This window comes from Alcaligenes faecalis, assembly GCF_009497775.1.
GTDB lineage: Bacteria > Pseudomonadota > Gammaproteobacteria > Burkholderiales > Burkholderiaceae_B > Alcaligenes > Alcaligenes faecalis_D.
The window spans coordinates 94,076-111,758 of the sequence record NZ_CP031012.1 but is presented as its reverse complement, the minus strand read 5'-3'; the positions used below and the strand labels follow the sequence as shown (position 1 = coordinate 111,758).

Sequence of the window (17,683 nt, the reverse complement as noted above, 5' to 3'; positions counted from 1 at the left end):
CCTGAAATCTTTGCAGGGTATTGAGGGGCCGCATCTATATAAAACCTGTCAGGAGGGCCGCAAACTTCTGATGATCGGCCCGCCTAAAACAAACCGTCCAGATCCAGTTGCCGGGGCTGCTCCTGCGGCATTTCACTGATAGGCAGCAGGGCGCTGGCTTTCACGCCCAGCAAGCGCAAGCGTCTGTCCAGCACGGCGCGTTTCAGATTCTGGCGGGCGGCGGCCAGAATGGCATCTGCCGCCAGCACCGGAGCGGGCAGGGACAGGTCGCGCGTCACGGTTTTGAAGTCCTCGAACTTCAGTTTGATGCCTATGGTTTGGGCGCACATGGCGGATTTGCGTAAATCCTGCTCCAACTTTTCACACAAGGACTCCAGCACGGCAGACAGGCGGGAGCGATCCATGCGCACGTGCAGATCACGCTCGAAGGTGGTTTCACGGCTGATGGATTTAGGCGTGCGGTCGGTCGACAAGGGACGTTCATCCTGGCCTTGGGCCACAGCCATCAGCCATTGCGCGTAGCGCAAGCCAAAGTGTTCCTGCAATTTCTCTGCAGGCGTGGCGGCCAACTCCCCGATTTTCTCTATGCCCATTTCCGTCAGCTTCACGACCGACTTGGGGCCAATGCCATTGATCTTGCCCACGGCCAGCGGCCAGATGCGGGTAGGCACATCGTCCATGGTCAGCACACAGGCCCCATTGGGCTTGTTCAGCTCCGAGGCAATTTTGGAGAGCAGCTTGTTGGGAGTGATGCCTACCGAACAGGTCAGGCCCGTGGCCTGGTTCACGGCTTGTCGAATCTGCTCGGCCAGTTCGTGGCTGTCTTCGGTTTTATGGCTAAGGTCTACGTAGATCTCGTCGATACCCCGGTCCTCGATATGGTCCGAGACCGTGGCCACGGCCTGTTTAAACAGACGTGAATAATGACGGTAGGCTTGAAAATCCGCAGGCAGCAAGATGGCGTCGGGAGCCAGTTGGGCCGCCTTCATTAAACCCATGGCCGAGAACACGCCCAACTGGCGTGCTTCATAAGTGGACGTCGTGGCGACTCCGCGCCCCACGTAATCGGCCAGACGGGCATGTTGCCAGCTGCCATCGGGCAATTGGCGCGGCGCATCGGCACTGCGCCCGCCAATCACCACGGGACTGCCGCGCAAATGCGGGTAGCGCAGCAGCTCTACCGAGGCATAAAACGCATCCATATCCACATGAGCGATACGCCGCTCCAGAGGTTTTTCTTCTTGTGCCGCCACCGTGATCAGCCTGTTAACTGTATATATGTACACCATTATAGCGACAAGTCAGCGGTGCACCGAGAGCCACTGAATAAGCGCCGGGATGATATAAATCACTAAACATCGTTAAGCTGACAGCAGGCTGAAACTACGTATTGAATCGGTAGCAAGCGCCCGGTTACTATGCAGCCTCTCTATCAGCGACACCAAGCACCCCAACAGGAGGTTTTCATGAAAAAAACAGTATTGGCTGCTGCGCTGGCAGCTCTGGTCGCCCTGCCCTTGGTGGGCCACAGCAAAACGCTTACCTGGTCCAGCCAGGGCGACTTCATGACGCTGGACCCACACGCACAGAACGAAAACCTCACGATCACAGGCAGCATGTATGTCTATGAGGCGCTGGTGGACTACGACAAGGATTTCCAGATTGTGCCCAGCCTGGCCACGGCCTGGGAACAGCGCGAACCTACTGTGTGGCGCTTTACGCTGCGCGAAGGGGTGAAATTCCACGATGGCGCTCCCTTTACCGCCGATGACGTGGTGTTCTCCGTCCAGCGCGCCATGGCCCCTACGTCCAACTTCAAGGCCTACGTGAACGGTATCGTCAAGGCTGAAAAAGTGGACGACAAGACGGTGGACATCATCACTGCCGCGCCCAACCCGGTTCTGCTGCGCCAATTGACCAGTGTGTTCATCATGAACAAGGCCTGGTCGGAAAAGAACAATGTCACCCAGCCTCAGGACTTCAACAAGAACGAAGAGACCTTCTCGGCTCGCAACACCAACGGTACCGGCCCTTACAAGCTGAAATCGCGTGAAGTGGACGTGCGCACCGTCTTTGTCGAAAACGAAGAATGGTGGAACAAGGGCAACAAGGTGGGTAACGTCACCGAAGTGATCTACGTACCTATCAAGCAGAACGCCACCCGTACCGCTGCCTTGCTGTCTGGCGAAGTGGACCTGGTTCTGGACCCGCCTGCTCAGGATTTGCAGCGTCTGCGCCAGCAAACCAAGATTGTGGAAGGCAACGAGTACCGCACCATCTACCTGGGCCTGGATCAAAAGAATCCAGAGCTGAAATACAGCAGCATCAAGGGCAAGAACCCCTTTGCTGACCAGCGCGTGCGTGAAGCCCTGTACGTGGCCATCGACATTGAAGCCATCAAGAAAGCTGTGATGCGCGGTTCCTCCGCCCCCACCGGCACCATGGTGGCCCCTCAGGTTCACGGCTACACCAAGGAACTGGCACAACGCATTCCTTACAGCCAGGACCGCGCCAAGGAACTGCTGAAAGAAGCCGGTTACGAGAACTCCCTGACCTTCACCCTGGATTGCCCGAACGATCGCTACATCAACGATGAAGCCATCTGCCAGGCCATCGTGGGCATGTGGGCCAAGGTCGGCGTGAAAGCCAACCTGAACGCCATGCCACGCGCCACCTACTTCCCCAAAGTACAAAGCTTTGACTCCAGCGCCTACATGTTTGGCTGGGGCGTGCCCACCTTTGACGCGCTGTACACCCTGCAAAGCCTGATGCACAGCAAGGGCGAGGGCGCTGACGGCTCCTTTAACTTTGGTGGCTACGAAAACGCCGAAGTGGACGCCCTGATCGACCAGATCAAGACCGAAACCGACACCGCCAAGCGCGATGACGCCATTCACAAGGTTCTGGAAATCCATGCCAAGGAAGTGGGTCATATCCCTTTGCATGACCAGATCATTCCTTGGGCCATGGCCAAGAAGGTCAACGTGATTCATCGTGCGGACAACCGCATGCTGGCTCAATGGACCACCATCGACTAAGTTTTTTTCCCCACCCCAGCCCCGCCTTCGTGCGGGGCTGGCTCCAATTACGCTGTAGTCATTCGTTTCTACACCAGCCCCCTTGCCGGGCCCTTTCTACACATTAAGGACGACACTGGTCGCGAGTGATCCTCGCGCTCTACCAGGAGACCGCCTATGCTGGTATTTATTATTCGCCGTCTGATCCAGGCTGTTCTGGTGATGCTGACGGTCAGCCTTCTGGCCTTTGTGCTGTTCCGCTACATTGGTGACCCGGTCACCATCATGCTGGGACAGGACGCCACCGAACAAGATCGCGTGGAACTGCGTGCCAGCCTGGGGCTGGACCAACCCGCCCCCGTACAATTCGGACGCTTTGTCTCCCAAGCCGTACAAGGCGAGTTTGGCCTGTCCCTGCGGCAAGCCCAACCTGTTTCCACCCTGCTCAAAGATCGCCTGCCTGCCACTGTCGAGCTATCCGTCGTGGCCGCCATCCTGGCCTTGCTGATAGGTCTACCGCTGGGCGTGTATACCGCCTTGAAGCGCAATGGTTTCATGGCGCAAAGCATTCTGGCCTTTTCCCTGTTGGGGATCTCGCTGCCCACCTTCCTGATCGGTATCTTGCTGATCCTGATCTTTTCCGTGCAATTAGGCTGGCTGCCCAGCTATGGCCGGGGAGAAGTTCTGAAGTTTGGCTGGTGGAGTACCGGCCTGCTTAGCTGGGACGGGATCAAGCATTTGATCCTGCCCGCCATCACGCTCTGTTTGTTCCAGCTCACCTTGATCCTGCGTCTGGTGCGCTCCGAGATGCTAGAAGTTCTGCGCGCCGATTACATCAAGTTCGCCCGTGCCCGTGGCTTGTCGCAACGCGCCATCCACTTTGGCCACGCCCTGAAAAACACCATGGTGCCGGTTATCACCATCACGGGTCTGCAACTGGGCGGCATCATCGCCTTTGCCATCGTGACGGAAACCGTTTTCCAATGGCCGGGCATGGGTCTGCTGTTTATCCAGGCCGTGCAATTTGCCGACATCCCCGTGATGGCGGCCTACCTCTGTCTGATTGCCCTGGTATTTGTTGTGATCAACCTGCTGGTAGACCTGCTGTACTTCCTGGTCGATCCACGTCTGCGCACCCAATTGTCGGGCGCCAAGGGGCACTAATATGTTCGCTAAATTGAAAACCGCCTGGGATAGCGATCTGGTCTGGTCCTGGCGTCATTCCCCCGTGGCCATTGCCGCTACCATCATGGCCTTGCTGCTGTTTATCGGCGCACTGGGTGCCCGCTGGGTGGCTCCTTACGACCCGTTCGACCTGACCTCCATCGACCTGATGGACGCCTTACTGGCCCCAGCCTGGTCGGAAAACGGTTCGCCCCAATACTGGTTGGGAACAGACAGCCAGGGGCGTGACCTGTATTCCGCCCTGTTATACGGGACGCGCACCTCCTTGCTGATTGGTCTGGCCTCGGTGGCCTTGTCCATGGTGGTCGGCATTGTGTTGGGCCTGCTGGCCGGTTACTCCGGTGGCCGTGTGGATGCCTTCATCATGCGTGTGGCCGATGTGCAGCTGTCCTTCCCGGCCATCCTGATTGCCTTGCTGATCGACGGTGTGGCCCGTGCCGTGTTCCCCTTGAACATGCACGATGTGGTCGCCTTCCCGGTGCTGATCGGGGCGATTGCGCTGGCCGGTTGGCCGCAATATGCCCGTACCGTGCGCGGCTCCACGCTGGTGGAGAAAAACCGTGAATACGTGCAGGCTGCCCGCGTCATTGGCGTGTCCTCGCCACGCATCATGTTCAGCCATGTGCTGCCCAATGTAATGGGCCCCGTGCTGGTGCTGGCCACCGTGCATCTGGCAACCGCCATCATTACCGAAGCCACGCTGTCCTTTCTGGGCGTAGGCGTTCCGGCCACCTCGCCTTCCCTGGGCACCCTGATCCGGATCGGTAACGACTTCCTGTTCTCGGGCGAATGGTGGATCACGATTTTCCCTGGCCTGATGCTGGTGCTGCTGGTGCTGTCGGTCAATCTCCTGGGCGACTGGTTGCGTGACGCCCTGAACCCCAAATTGAGCTAAGCCATGACTGCACTCTTAACTGTCCAAGACCTGTGTGTCGAATTCCCGACCCGGCGTGGGGTGCTCCAAGCCCTGGATCATGTGTCCTTTTCCATCGCCCCCGGTGAAGTGCTGGGTGTGGTGGGCGAGTCGGGCGCCGGCAAGTCCCTGACGGGTTCCTCCATTATTGGTTTGCTCGATGCCCCCGGTCGCATCAGCGGCGGCCAGATCCTGCTGGAAGGCGAGCGCATCGACAACCTGAACCAGGACCAGATGCGCAAGATTCGTGGCCGCAAGATTGGCGCGATCTTCCAGGACCCGCTGACCTCGCTGAACCCCCTCTATACCGTGGGCCATCAGTTGGCTGAAACCATCGTCACGCACCTGCCCCTGTCCTGGAAACAGGCACGGGAACGCGCCATCGAATTGCTGGAAGCCACCGGCATTCCCGCCGCGCGCGAACGTATCGACCACTATCCGCACCAGTTCTCCGGCGGCATGCGCCAACGGGTGGTGATTGCGCTGGCCCTGGCGGCCGAGCCCAAGCTGATCGTGGCAGACGAACCCACCACCGCGCTGGACGTGTCCATTCAGGCGCAGATTATCGACCTGCTGAAAAAGCTCTGTCGATCGCAAGGCACCTCGGTCATGCTGATTACTCACGATATGGGGGTGATTGCCGAAACTGCTGACCGCGTGGCTGTGATGTACGCGGGCCGCATTATCGAGATTGGCCCTGTGCAGGACGTCATCCAGAAACCCAGTCACCCCTATACCCGTGGTTTGATGCGTTCCATCCCCAATCTGCACGCCGGGCTGGAACGTCTGGAACAAATCCCCGGCAGCATGCCGCGCCTGAACGCCATCCCTGCGGGCTGTGCTTTCAATCCACGCTGTGATCGCCGTTTTGATCGCTGCCTGGTTGAACGCCCCGAGCTGTTGCCTGTTCCCCCACAAACACAGGCGGCCTGTTGGCTGCATGCACAGGAGTCCGCATGAGCGCCCCTAAACAAGCCCTGGTCCAGGTCAAGGACGCTGCCTGCTGGTTTGATGTGTCCCCGCCCTTGCTGGAGCGTCTGGTCTACCGCAAACCCAAAGTAAACCTGCGTGCGGTCGATGGCGTCAGCTTCACCCTGAACAAGGGTGAAACCCTGGCGCTGGTGGGTGAGTCCGGCTGTGGCAAATCCACCGTGGCCCGTTTGCTGACCGGCCTGTATTCGCTGACACGTGGCGAGATTCTGTTTGATGGCCAGTCCCTGCAAACCATGGACAAGGCCAGCCAGAAGGCCATGCGCAAGCGCCGTCAGATGATTTTTCAGGACCCGTATGCCAGCCTGAATCCTCGCTGGCGCGTGGGCCGCATCATTGCCGAGCCACTGGTCACTCACACGGACATGAGCCGCGCCCAGCAAGACGCCAAAGTGGCCGAACTGCTGACGCAAGTGGGCCTGAACCCCACAGACGCCCAGCGTTACCCGCACCAGTTCTCCGGCGGCCAGCGCCAGCGTATTTCCATTGCCCGTGCTCTGGCCCTGCAACCCGAATTCATCGTCTGTGACGAGCCGACCTCGGCGCTGGACGTGTCGGTGCAGGCCCAGGTACTGAACCTGATGAAGGATTTGCAGCGCGAGCTGGGGCTGACCTATCTGTTCATCTCGCACAACCTGGCCGTGGTACATCACGTGGCCGACCGGGTGGGCGTCATGTATTTGGGTCGAATTGTGGAAATTGCGCCACGCGACGACTTGTTCGCGCAACCTCGCCATCCCTACACACGGATGCTGCTGGGAGCCATTCCCGACATGAGCGGGGCGGGCAAAAGCCGCATCCCGGTAGCGGGTGAAGTGCCTAATCCGCTGAACCCACCATCAGGCTGTACCTTTCATCCACGCTGCCCGCTGGCCAATGATCGCTGCCGTCGCGAAGCCCCGGCCTTGCTGAAAACCGGGCCGCAGGAAGTGGCTTGTCATGCCGTAGAAGAAGGGCGCGATCAGGCCTGATCGCTTTCGATGCCAACAGTAAAACCGCCCACGGCAGCTTGCCGAATGGGCGGTTTTTTCTGATAATTGAGAATTATTCTCAGTTCTCATTGCCCGAATCTCTACCGTTTTACTGGTCGAGCAGGCACCACTGGAACGCATCATGCACAATCCCGCCTTCTCACCAGATACGGAATCGCTCTACCGGAATTATCACAGCTGGTTGCATAGCTGGCTGCGGCGCAGGCTAGGTAATTCCTTTGACGCGGCTGATCTGGCCCAAGACGTTTTTGTACGACTGCTGCAAAAACCCCGCCAATTCGGAAGCGAGCCCGAAGCGCGTGTGTATTTGCGGCTGATGGCCAATGGCATGTGCGTGGACTTGTGGCGACGCCGCCAAATTGAACAAGCCTGGCTGGAAGAGCTGGCCAATCGCCCGGCCGCCCTGGTTCCGTCTGCCGAGCACCAGGCCCTGGTGCTGGAAGCCCTGCAAGAGATAGACAGCATGTTGCGCACCCTGCCTGCCAAAGTGGGCAATGCCTTTTTCATGGCAATGGCCGACGGCATGAGCAACCGGGAAATTGCAGAGGCGCTGGGCGTGTCCACACGCATGGTGCACCGCTACCTTAGCCAGGCCATGTTGTGCTGCCTGAAACTGGAAGCCCGCCATACCGCCGCTGACATGCCCGTGCATCAGGCGTCCAGCCTGCCCGAGCCACGCTGATTGCCTGGACGCCCCCCTATGAGCACTTCCGAACTGCATCCCGACGATATGCTGGAGCCCTCGTTTGACGCGCTGGAACAGGCCGCCGAATGGTTTGCCCTGTTGCGCTCGGATGAGGCCTCGGCCCAGGACCAGCAACGCTGGCAAGGCTGGCTGGCCGCTCAGGCCGAGCATCGCAAGGCCTGGCAGTACGTGGAACGCATCAGTGGCCGCTTTGAGCCGATACAAAGCAGCGACAGCCGCCAGGCTGCCGTCCAAAGCTATTGCATGGCCAACCAACGCATGGGGCGACGCCGCCAATTGTTGCTGGGCCTGGGCACGCTGGCAGGCAGCGGATTGGGCAGTTGGCTGGCCTGGCAGCATACATCCTTGCCCGGCACAGTAATGGCCTGGTCAGCCGAGCATCGCACCGCCCGTGGCGAAGTTCGCCAGCTCAGCTTGCCCGACGGCTCCAGCGTCTGGCTCAGTTCCGACACCGCACTGAACCATGATTACCGAGGCGATCAACGCCTGCTCTCACTGGTCCAGGGTGAAATTCTGATCGATACCGCGGCCGATCCTGGGCGGCCCTTTCTGGTCAAGACGCGCCAAGGCCTGCTGCGTGCCTTGGGCACCCGCTTTACCGTGCGACTGGACGGTCAGGAGACTTTTCTGGCGGTGTACCAAGGGGCGGTGCAAGTGGACACGGCCAGCAATGGCAAGCAGCGCATTATCTATGCCGGTCAGCAGACGCAGCTCTCGCGTGCCCAAATTGCGGACACCATTCCGGTTCTTCCCGAACGGCAAAGCTGGACCAAAGGTATCCTCGTCACCGACAACACACCCTTGATCGAGGTCGTGCGCGAATTGCAACGCTATCGCGGTGGCCACCTTAGCGTCTCGCCCGAGGCTGCCCAGCTTCCTGTGATTGGCAGTTATCCCTCCACCGACCCGGACCGGGCCTTGAGAATGCTGGAAGGGGTGCTCCCCATTCGCCTCAAAAGAACCCTGCCCTGGTGGGTCAGCATTGAACTTGCCGAGCACCGGCCTTGACTCAGGCGCACATTCACGGGCATGAGCAGCCGCGCATGACAAGCCGGTTTACGGGCCTATTGAAGCGGCCCAAAACCTGAAACCGGCTATTTCCACTTTTTCGAGTTCCGCTTTTCCTTGGCGTGTTCGATATACCTAAAGAGGGCATCGTTTTACTCCGTCTTCTGGCCTCAGAACAGACACTGGCCAGGACACACGCAAACCGGCTCGCTCTCGCCGACTACACCGCTTCCAAGGAGCAGAATTCATCATGTCCGGCTATTCCCAGCCTGTCGCCCGTCGGGCGGCCCCTTCTGGTGCCATGCACTTTTTCCGACCTGGCTTCAAACTACACCCCTTGGCTTGCGTGCTGCAGCTCGCCCTGGTCAGTGGCGCATTAAGCCTGACAAGCTGGCATCCTCAAGCCCACGCTCAAACCATCAACCGTGCATCAACCCAACAACAAAGCTACCGCATTCCAGCGGGCCCCTTGAGCACAGCGCTGGCTCGCTTTGCCAGCGCGTCCGGCGTGCTGGTAGCCGGAGCCGGTGAGCTGGCCAAGGATCGAAACAGCCCTGGCGTCTCCGGCACCTTGTCGCCCCAGGCCGCGCTGGATGCGCTGCTGGCCGGTACCGGCCTGACCGCTGTTGCCAGCTCGGATGGCAGTTATCATCTGCGCCAGGTCCCAGAGGCACCTGCCGGTGACGTCACCCAGCTGGGCACCGTAACCGTACGTGGACAACTCGATCCAAGAACCGAAGGCACGGGCAGCTACACCAACGCATCGGCAAGCTCGGCCACGCGCCTGAACCTGTCGGCGCGTGAAACTCCACAGTCGGTCAGCGTGATCACGCGCCAGCGGCTTGACGATCAGGGCCTGCTCACACTTAACGACGCACTCAAGCAGGCCACCGGCGTGAAGGTGCAGGAAGGCGAAGTACTGGGCACAACCTATCAGATCCGCGGCTTCTCGCTGGACACGGCACAGCTTGACGGCGTGCCTGTCTCGCTGGGCGCAGGTGGCTCGGAAGCCGCCGCCGACATGGCCATCTACGACCGGGTGGAAGTGGTGCACGGCGCCGCTGGTCTGTTGCAGGGCGCTGGCAATCCGGGCGGCACGCTCAATCTGGTGCGCAAGCAACCGACACGCGAATTTACCGCCAGCGGCAGCGCGATGGCGGGATCGTGGAACAGCTACCGTGTGGAAGCCGATGTCTCCGGCCCGCTCAACAAGAGCGGTGATCTGCGCGGACGAGTGGTGGCTGTACACGACGACCGCGACTCCTTCGTGGATCACGTCAAGGAACGCAAGGAAGTGCTGTATGGCGTCTTGCAATACGACTTTACTCCCTCGATCACGGCCACCGTGGGGGTGGATCATCAGCGCACCAAGGGTACGCCCAACGGCACTGGCGTCGTCTTTTTTGACGATGGTGGCGATCTGGAGCTGCCACGCAGCACTTACCTGGGTGCCGACTGGAACCACCGCGCCACTCGCAGCACCACCATATTCGGTGATCTGACCTGGGAAATGGACAACGGCTGGCAGACCAAGCTGTCGGCCAACCGCCAGCACTACGACGTAGACACGGTGTTTCTGTCCGCCTCGGGCGCGGGCGTGGACCGCAACACGCACCAGGGCCCACTCCTGAACTACGCCCGCGCCAGCAGCCTGAACCGCACCCAGACCAGCATGGACCTGTACGCCTCGGGCCCATTCTCCTTGCTGGGCCGCAAGCATGAGCTGGTAGTCGGTGCGAACATGCGCCGCAACCCCACCGAGACCGATCAGGTGCCGCTGCGTGAATACGCCAGCATCCGACCCGATGTCTTTAACTGGGACCCCACCTCGTTGCCACCGCCGAACATTGGGCGCTATGAATCGCGCACCGCCACCACCACCAAGCAGTCAGGCATCTATACCGCCGCTCGTCTGAGCCTTGCCGATCCGCTCACCCTGATCGTGGGTGGTCGTTGGAGCTGGTGGGACTACACCAGCGACAGCACCAACCTGCTCACGGGCGCGAACACGGCCTCCTCGAGCTATAAGGTCAGTGGCGAGTTCACACCGTACGCCGGTCTGATATTCGATCTGAACGACACCTACTCGCTGTACGCCAGTTACACCGACGTGTTCCGTCCACAGAACGCCATCGACCGCAACGGCTCGCTGCTCAAGCCTATCGTGGGTGCCAACTACGAGGCGGGTATCAAGGGTGAATTCCAGGACGGCCGCGTGCAGGCTTCGCTGGCAGCCTTCCGTATCGAAGAAACCAACCGCGCCCAGACCGATCTGGACGGCCCCAAACCGTGCCCCTACACCACCAGCGACTACTGCTCGATTGCCGCAGGCAAAGTGCGCAGCGAAGGGATTGAGGCGGAATTGACAGGTGAACTGGCCCCAGGCTGGAATCTGACGGCTGGCTATACGTACAACACCACCAAGTACGTGAAGGATGCGGCCAACCAAGGCAAGCCTTTCAACACCCGCACGCCTGAACATATGTTCAAGCTCTTTACCTCGTACCGCCTGCCAGGCTCGCTGCGCCAGTGGACGGTGGGTGGTGGCTTCACGTGGCAGACCAAATTCCTGTACGAGAACACGGCTGGCACGATCCGTATCGAGCAGAATCCTTACGCCGTGGCCGATCTGATGGTGCGCTACGACTTCACGCCCAAGGTTTCAGCCACCCTTAACGTGAACAACCTGTTCGACAAGAACTACTACCGTTACATTGCCCACGAACGTGCCTACAACTACTACGGCGACCCACGCAACGTCATGCTGACGCTGCGCGCCCAGTACTAACGCAAACATGAACAAGGTACTCAAGCGCTCTTATCTCAGCGCTCTGGGTACCTTGCGGTCTGACGGCACCCTGTGCGCTATGGCGCTGTGCTCAATGCCATATTCAGGCTTGTGTACCAGATGTAATTTGGCCACAAACTGACTGAATAAAAAAACGCTGTGCTTGCTGCCTGAGGCAGTGAACACAGCGTTTTTCAATATAGCCATCATCGGGCCTGTTGCGGCCCGGTGAAGAACAATCAGTTCTGGTTCGCAGGTGCGAAATCGGCCAAATGGCAGGACAGAATGTCGGCAATGGCACGATCATCCAGACCACGGGAGCGCAGGTCAGCGGACAGGGCGTCCACGTCGACACGGGCCAGTGGGCGCTCGGCACCGCGAGGGCGGTCGTCGCGTACCACGCGGAAGTCGTAATCGCGCTGGGCCGTCTTGGCCACTTCATAGTGCATGACTTCGTCCACTTCGTTTTCAGGCGTGAAGGTCAGCACGGTAGGGCGCAGGGAATACAGGTCTTCGGAGTTCATCACGTATTCGGTTGCGCAGATGATGACGGTGTCGCCCTTTTGACAGGTACGAGCGGCCGCGCCGTTCAGAACCACGCAGCGCGAACCGGGTTCACCGAAGATCACGTAGGTAGAAATACGGGCACCACTGTCCTTATTCCAGATTTCCACAAACTCCATGGGTAAAATGCCCGCTTGTTCGCAGATTTCCGGATCCAGGGTGATCGACCCGTGATAGTTCAAGTCGGCACCGGTCACCTTGATACCATGCAGCTTGGCACGGACCACTTTTTTCATGACAACACTCTCTAGAAACAGGTCCCCTAAAACGGACACCTAAGCTTGGCTAAAACGCGGCTTGCGCTGCGCCCTTAGCCCGATCAGGGCTGCGGGAAAGACTGCATCATAAACCCAGAAATGCGCGCAAATCCGTTTAGACCCACAGATTTGTACGGGAAAACCACAGGCTCAATGATTTGCCTGACGGCCAGTCTGTGCTGTAATCCCCTCTGCCGCGTCGCACCGGTCTTTTTTATTTTCAATACGATACCGTTTTCCATGCCCAACCTGCTCATCGAGAATATTCACAAACGCTATGGCTCCCTGGAGGTCCTCAAGGGAGTCTCTCTCAGCGCAGAGCCGGGCGATGTCATCAGCCTGATCGGTTCCAGTGGTTCGGGTAAAAGTACGTTTCTGCGTTGCATCAACTTCCTGGAAACACCCAATTCCGGCCGTATCGTCATCAAGGGCGAGGAACTGAAAACCCGTCTGGACCCCAAAACGGATGAGCTGGTTGCGGTAGATAAACAACAGCTCAAGCGCCTGCGCACCAGTCTGGCGATGGTATTTCAGCACTTCAATCTGTGGTCGCACATGACCGTGCTGGAAAACATTACCGCCACGCCCATTCATGTACAGGGCATGGACAAGGCCCAGGCCATAGCCAAGGCGGAACTGTATCTGGACAAGGTGGGCCTGTCGCGCGATCTGGCCAAGCAATATCCGGCCTTCCTGTCCGGCGGCCAGCAGCAGCGTGTGGCCATTGCCCGTGCGCTGGCACTGGAACCTGAAGTGATGCTGTTTGACGAACCGACCTCGGCGCTGGACCCGGAACGTGTGGGCGAAGTTCTGCGCGTTATGCAAAATTTGGCCGAAGAAGGGCGCACGATGGTGGTCGTTACGCACGAAATGAGCTTTGCACGGAACGTATCAAGCAAGGTGGTGTATCTGCACGAAGGCCAGATCGAAGAAGAAGGCCCACCAGAAGAAGTGCTGGTGTCGCCGCGCAGCCCCCGTCTGGCGCAATTCCTGGCAGCGGGCGGTTCGTCCAAGGGCTAAGATGCTCGCCTACGGCGCGCAATGCGCATTGATGGGTCTGTGACTGGCTATCTGCCCCTTGGGTCGATCGGATCGACCCGTCACCGAGCAATGGCAAAACAGTCCAAAACTGCGGCCACTCCCTGAGCAGACATAAAGCAAACGGCGCCTTTCGGCGCCGTTGTCATGTCCAGCTAATGCGTAGTCACCTCAAAACAACTCACAGGGGCCGCCAATCACCGCCCCCAGACTACGTCGCCCTGCTATCAGGACTTGGGACGTGGCATATCAAACAAGGCCAGGTCCGTAATTTCAAAGTAATCGCCAGGGCCACCACCACGCAGAATCGGACGTGGGATCGCGGTACGGTAAATGCCGTCCACGATGCTGTTGGGCGACACATGCACACCCACCACTTCACCCAGCACCATCCAGGTGTTCAGATCCTTGCCTTCCGAGTCTTTCAGCTGAAAGTGCGTCGTGACCTTGCACTCCAGCGAGGCATGGCTCTCGCCCACGCGGGGGGCATCAATCAGGCGGGAATCCACAGGCGTCAGGCCCGCGACTTCAAACTCGCGCACGTCTTGCTCCAGGCTGGTCATGTTCATGGGCTCGGCCAGATCACGCGTTGCCAGGTTCCAGGTAAAGACGCCGGTTTCAATTGCGTTGCGCACGCTGTCTTTGTAGCCCACGCTGGAAAAAGCGATGACAGGCGGGCGGTAGTTGAACACGTTGCAGAAACTGTACGGGGCCAGGTTCAGCACGCCTTCCGTGCTTTTGGTACCGATCCAGCCAATTACACGAGGGCCCACAATAGAACTGATCGGGTCGTGGCGCAGTCCATGGCCTTGTGTGGGTTCGTAGAAGTGAAAGTCTTTCTGCACGGTTCTCTCTGTTAATAAACAAAACAAACTAAACAGGACTGCGGGAAATCCCGGTGGCCCACTGATATACTTTACAACTAAAATAAAGCCGCTGCAAACCGTTGAAACTCAAGGTTTTACGTATCCTTCCTGCCTTTCAGAACCATCTAGGCACATGAAACATGGAAAATAAGCCCGATCACTGGGCACGTGTAGCTTCTGCTGACCTGGAACACGTGCGCAAATCTGTCAGCGACATGTTCAAGTCGCACCAGCTCAAGCAGCTACGTGCCGACCAGACCCTGCAAACCCGGCTGCGACACGCCCAGTTTGGTCAGGTCGCCTTGAGCCGCCTGGGCTATGGCGCCGACGTACATATCCAACCTGACCACTTGGCCGGTTTCTACCTGGTCCAGATGCCCCAATATGGCACCGCCAGAATTCGCTGCGGTGGCCAAACCGTGGACTCCACCCCCTACGCCGCCACGATCCTGAATCCCAACGAGGACGTGGATATGATCTGGCATGCCAATAATGAGCAATTAATGCTCAAGATAGACCGCAATCTGGTGGAACAGGCTGCCCGTGGCATGGGCCTGGACGTAGGCCCGCAAGGTTTGCTGTTTCCGGTACGCCTGGAGGCGCATACCCAGCCTTCCTGGCAAATCATGCTGCGCTATGTGCTGGACTGTGCACGCAACTACGAAGACATTTTGCGCTCGCCGCTGATTATCAACCAGCTGGAGCAATTGGCGGTGACAACCTTGCTGGATCTGCACCCACCGGCTCAGATTCAGGCCCTGAACCCCACCCGCATCTTGCCGCGTCACTTGAAGAAAGTAGCCAGCCATTTGCATGAGCAGGCCCATTTGCCCGTTACGGTGGACGAACTCAGCACCATTGCGGGCGTCAGCTCGCGCACCTTGCAGCAAGCCTTCAGAGACCACTACGGCGTCAGCCCCATGCAGTACTTGCGCCAAGTGCGTCTGGACCGTCTGCGCCACGAACTGATCCATTCCAACGAGCCTCATCTGACGCTGGCCGACCTGGCCATGCGCTGGGGCTTTGCACACCAGGGCCGTTTCAGCGCCGAATACCGCAGCCGCTTTGGCGAAACGCCTAGCGAGACCCTGCAACGAGTGCGCGGCGGTCAGCACTAAGCTGACCGCCTCACCCGTCCTCTCACCCCTTCAAGATACGCTGGGCTGCCAGATAGCCGGATTGACCACCCAGGCCAGGGCCCGGATGCACCGACGCACCAATTTGATGCAGATTGCGCCAGGGCGTCGTGCCGCTACGCGCGTTCTTGTGTCCTGCAAAAGGACGCATGAAAAAGAACTGATCCGGCGAGCACACTCCGCTATACGGATCGCCCCCCACCAGATTCATGTTCAAGGCTTCCAGATCCGCCGGGCTGACGCTACGACGCCCGATGATCTTGGCGGCCAAACCGGGCATGACGGTTTCCAGACGGGCCTGCACGCGGTCGGCCATGGCCTCGCGCACGGCTTCGTTCCAGCGACCATCAGCCGGCACAGGAATCTCGCCCGCCTCATCGCCTTTGATGTGGCGCGGCAGTTCCTGCATTTGTACCCATAGAATCCAGTGTCCTTCCGGTGCGCGAGTCACATCCACCGCCACCGGCTGGCCCACGGCCAAGGTCGGTTTGGCGGGCAGATAGCCATTGCTGGCCGTCACCACAGAGGAACACACCTGCTCCATGCTTTCCGTCACATGCACCATCGGTACATGGCGCAGTTCCGGGTCCACCCAGTCGGGCGGGGAATTCAAGGCAAAGTGAATCTGCATGCCACCGCGGCCATAGTGATAATCCTGAGCGGACTTCAGCAGTTCAGGCTCCACTTCCGGCAACAAGTCGCCGTACAGCTGACCGGGCGTCACATTGCAGACCACCGCACGGCGGGCCAGATAGCGCTGCGTACCCACACACACTCCAGTGGCTTTATTACCTTCCACCAGCACGCGATCCACATGGGAATTGGTCAGTACCGCACCACCTGCTTCTTCAATAATGCGGGTAAAGGCTTTCACAATCTGGTAACTGCCGCCTTTGACCACCGGCATGCCGCCACTGACGACGGCGCTGAAAGTCAGCTTGCCGATCAGGGCCGAGCTGGCCTCGTCCGGGCCCAGGCCGCTATGCAGCACCCAGGGAGCAATCATGGCGCGGGCCAGATCGCTGCGCAGATCGCGCATGGCCCAGCGCCGGAAGCTTTCCAGCGCTTGCGAGCCAAAGGACATCAAACCGTCCAAACCCCGTTCCCGCCAGGCACCAAAAGCCAGCTTGGCCATGGGCCAGCGGTAGGGCTCACCACCCAGCAGGCCAAATACCAGACCGGCATCCGGGCCAAACATGCGGGCAGCCATGGCCCCCAAGGCATCGCCTTCGCCGGGCATCAAGTCATTGAAACGACGCACCGTGTCGTCCATATCCTGGCGCAAGGCCAGCGACGGGCCACCGGGAATGGCCAAGCCCGTGCTGTACTCGCCTTTGGCAAACTCCAGACCGGCTTTGGCCAAGGGCTCTGCCAGAGCGGCATACGACGCGCCGCCCATGAACAGGGGATACCAGCTGGACAGAACATCATGGGTAAAACCGGGGAACAGCTCCTGTGTACGGATACAGCCCCCGGCAACCGCATTGCGCTCCAGCACTGTCACCGACAAGCCCCGTTGGGCCAACAAGGCGGCGCAGGTCAGGGAGTTCATCCCGCTGCCGACAATGACTACATCAGCGCTGTGCGCGTCACTCATTTCAACGGTCTCCGCTAGGCGTGGTCAGGTTGGCGAAACGGCCACGGTGAAACACCGCAGGCTCGTGTTCGGTCAGCGTGGTGTGACGCACCACACGGCCAATAAACAAAGTGTGGTCACCACCTTCGTGCTGACGGTAGTTCTCGCACACAAAGGTCGCCACGCAATCGTCCAGCAATGGCACGCCTTCTTCACCATCCACATGCGAGACCAGCGAGAACTTGTCCTTGACCTGGGAATTGGCAAAACCCAGAGCCACAGGCACTTGCTCCTGGCTAATCACATTGATGGCAAAGTGGCTGCATTTTTCAAAGATCTCCAGGCTGGGCGAGTGATTCACCAGGCTCCACATCACCAGAGGCGGCTCCAGCGACAGGGAGGTAAAGGAGTTGATGGTCAGACCCACCGCCCGGCCATCGGGACAACGAGTCGTGACAATGGCCACACCCGTTGGAAAATGGCCCAGTGCCTGGCGAAACGCACGGCTATCGACCACATTCAGATTGGACGGTGTGGGTTTGGCGTCAGCGGCTGCCAACGCTTGGGCAGACACGGCCTGCCGCTGGGCAGCGGTTTGGGACGAGGAGTCTTGCAGCGTTGCGGTGGGGGTCATGATACGTCTCCTT

At 59.3% G+C, this 17,683-nt stretch carries 15 protein-coding genes; 10 read left to right on the top strand and 5 right to left on the bottom strand.

Translation table 11 applies throughout. From position 1 onward, the window contains the following. Positions 1-83: 83 nt before the first annotated feature. Positions 84-1,253: a DNA polymerase IV gene (gene dinB, locus DUD43_RS00490; protein WP_228125861.1), complete on the bottom strand. Its 1,170-nt coding sequence runs from the start codon at positions 1,251-1,253 to the stop codon at positions 84-86. Positions 1,254-1,466: 213 nt separating this feature from the next. Between dinB and DUD43_RS00485 the strand changes: the two genes are divergently transcribed. From DUD43_RS00485 to DUD43_RS00450, 8 genes are all read left to right on the top strand, one after another. Continuing rightward, a complete protein-coding gene (locus DUD43_RS00485; RefSeq protein WP_153228689.1) occupies positions 1,467-3,038 on the top strand; it encodes an ABC transporter substrate-binding protein in 1,572 nt (523 codons plus the stop codon). Positions 3,039-3,194: 156 nt separating this feature from the next. Further along, positions 3,195-4,181 (top strand): ABC transporter permease, encoded by a 987-nt coding sequence (locus DUD43_RS00480; protein ID WP_009461210.1) that lies wholly within the window; start codon positions 3,195-3,197, stop codon positions 4,179-4,181. A gap of 1 nt (position 4,182) precedes the next feature. After that, positions 4,183-5,097, top strand: coding sequence for an ABC transporter permease (locus DUD43_RS00475; RefSeq protein WP_009461211.1), 915 nt, complete (start codon positions 4,183-4,185; stop codon positions 5,095-5,097). 3 nt (positions 5,098-5,100) lie between these two features. After that, positions 5,101-6,075, top strand: a complete 975-nt coding sequence (locus DUD43_RS00470) for an ABC transporter ATP-binding protein (protein ID WP_153228688.1) — start codon at positions 5,101-5,103, stop codon at positions 6,073-6,075. Then, positions 6,072-7,076, top strand: coding sequence for an ABC transporter ATP-binding protein (locus tag DUD43_RS00465; RefSeq protein ID WP_153228687.1), 1,005 nt, complete (start codon positions 6,072-6,074; stop codon positions 7,074-7,076). The genes DUD43_RS00470 and DUD43_RS00465 overlap by 4 nt, the downstream gene beginning before the upstream one ends. 142 nt (positions 7,077-7,218) lie before the next feature. Further along, positions 7,219-7,779, top strand: coding sequence for a sigma-70 family RNA polymerase sigma factor (locus DUD43_RS00460; protein WP_153228686.1), 561 nt, complete (start codon positions 7,219-7,221; stop codon positions 7,777-7,779). Positions 7,780-7,797: 18 nt separating this feature from the next. After that, the gene (locus DUD43_RS00455) at positions 7,798-8,811 is read left to right on the top strand and encodes a FecR domain-containing protein (protein ID WP_153228685.1); all 1,014 of its coding nucleotides are present in this window, start codon (positions 7,798-7,800) and stop codon (positions 8,809-8,811) included. A gap of 250 nt (positions 8,812-9,061) precedes the next feature. After that, on the top strand, positions 9,062-11,599 hold the full coding sequence (locus tag DUD43_RS00450) for a TonB-dependent siderophore receptor (protein WP_153228684.1): 2,538 nt from the start codon (positions 9,062-9,064) through the stop codon (positions 11,597-11,599). A 239-nt stretch (positions 11,600-11,838) separates the two neighbouring features. On the opposite strand, the gene panD is transcribed toward DUD43_RS00450, so the two are convergent. Beyond that, positions 11,839-12,399 (bottom strand): aspartate 1-decarboxylase, encoded by a 561-nt coding sequence (gene panD / locus DUD43_RS00445; RefSeq protein WP_009461218.1) that lies wholly within the window; start codon positions 12,397-12,399, stop codon positions 11,839-11,841. Positions 12,400-12,660: 261 nt separating this feature from the next. Between panD and DUD43_RS00440 the strand changes: the two genes are divergently transcribed. Beyond that, complete coding sequence (locus tag DUD43_RS00440) at positions 12,661-13,440, top strand: ABC transporter ATP-binding protein (protein WP_009461219.1); 780 nt, start codon at positions 12,661-12,663, stop codon at positions 13,438-13,440. A 245-nt stretch (positions 13,441-13,685) separates the two neighbouring features. Here DUD43_RS00440 and DUD43_RS00435 read toward each other — a convergent pair whose 3' ends face one another. After that, a complete protein-coding gene (locus tag DUD43_RS00435) occupies positions 13,686-14,303 on the bottom strand; it encodes a flavin reductase family protein (RefSeq protein WP_026483916.1) in 618 nt (205 codons plus the stop codon). Between the two features lie 161 nt (positions 14,304-14,464). Between DUD43_RS00435 and DUD43_RS00430 the strand changes: the two genes are divergently transcribed. Continuing rightward, the gene (locus DUD43_RS00430) at positions 14,465-15,442 is read left to right on the top strand and encodes an AraC family transcriptional regulator (RefSeq protein ID WP_153228683.1); all 978 of its coding nucleotides are present in this window, start codon (positions 14,465-14,467) and stop codon (positions 15,440-15,442) included. A gap of 22 nt (positions 15,443-15,464) precedes the next feature. Here DUD43_RS00430 and DUD43_RS00425 read toward each other — a convergent pair whose 3' ends face one another. Further along, positions 15,465-17,057 carry a phytoene desaturase family protein gene (locus DUD43_RS00425; protein WP_153228682.1) on the bottom strand — a complete coding sequence of 531 codons (1,593 nt, stop codon included), beginning with the start codon at positions 17,055-17,057 and terminating at the stop codon, positions 15,465-15,467. Position 17,058: 1 nt separating this feature from the next. After that, positions 17,059-17,670, bottom strand: coding sequence for a flavin reductase family protein (locus DUD43_RS00420; protein WP_042484910.1), 612 nt, complete (start codon positions 17,668-17,670; stop codon positions 17,059-17,061). Positions 17,671-17,683: the final 13 nt, after the last annotated feature.

Bases quoted from the DNA above. Each gene is read 5' to 3' on its own strand.
- DUD43_RS00485 (WP_153228689.1), top strand. From the start codon at position 1,467: ATGAAAAAAACAGTATTGGCTGCTGCGCTGGCAGCTCTGGTCGCCCTG.
- DUD43_RS00480 (WP_009461210.1), top strand. From the start codon at position 3,195: ATGCTGGTATTTATTATTCGCCGTCTGATCCAGGCTGTTCTGGTGATG.
- DUD43_RS00475 (WP_009461211.1), top strand. From the start codon at position 4,183: ATGTTCGCTAAATTGAAAACCGCCTGGGATAGCGATCTGGTCTGGTCC.
- DUD43_RS00470 (WP_153228688.1), top strand. From the start codon at position 5,101: ATGACTGCACTCTTAACTGTCCAAGACCTGTGTGTCGAATTCCCGACC.
- DUD43_RS00465 (WP_153228687.1), top strand. From the start codon at position 6,072: ATGAGCGCCCCTAAACAAGCCCTGGTCCAGGTCAAGGACGCTGCCTGC.
- DUD43_RS00460 (WP_153228686.1), top strand. From the start codon at position 7,219: ATGCACAATCCCGCCTTCTCACCAGATACGGAATCGCTCTACCGGAAT.
- DUD43_RS00455 (WP_153228685.1), top strand. From the start codon at position 7,798: ATGAGCACTTCCGAACTGCATCCCGACGATATGCTGGAGCCCTCGTTT.
- DUD43_RS00450 (WP_153228684.1), top strand. From the start codon at position 9,062: ATGTCCGGCTATTCCCAGCCTGTCGCCCGTCGGGCGGCCCCTTCTGGT.
- panD (WP_009461218.1), bottom strand. From the start codon at position 12,399: ATGAAAAAAGTGGTCCGTGCCAAGCTGCATGGTATCAAGGTGACCGGT.
- DUD43_RS00440 (WP_009461219.1), top strand. From the start codon at position 12,661: ATGCCCAACCTGCTCATCGAGAATATTCACAAACGCTATGGCTCCCTG.
- DUD43_RS00430 (WP_153228683.1), top strand. From the start codon at position 14,465: ATGGAAAATAAGCCCGATCACTGGGCACGTGTAGCTTCTGCTGACCTG.
- DUD43_RS00425 (WP_153228682.1), bottom strand. From the start codon at position 17,057: ATGAGTGACGCGCACAGCGCTGATGTAGTCATTGTCGGCAGCGGGATG.
- DUD43_RS00420 (WP_042484910.1), bottom strand. From the start codon at position 17,670: ATGACCCCCACCGCAACGCTGCAAGACTCCTCGTCCCAAACCGCTGCC.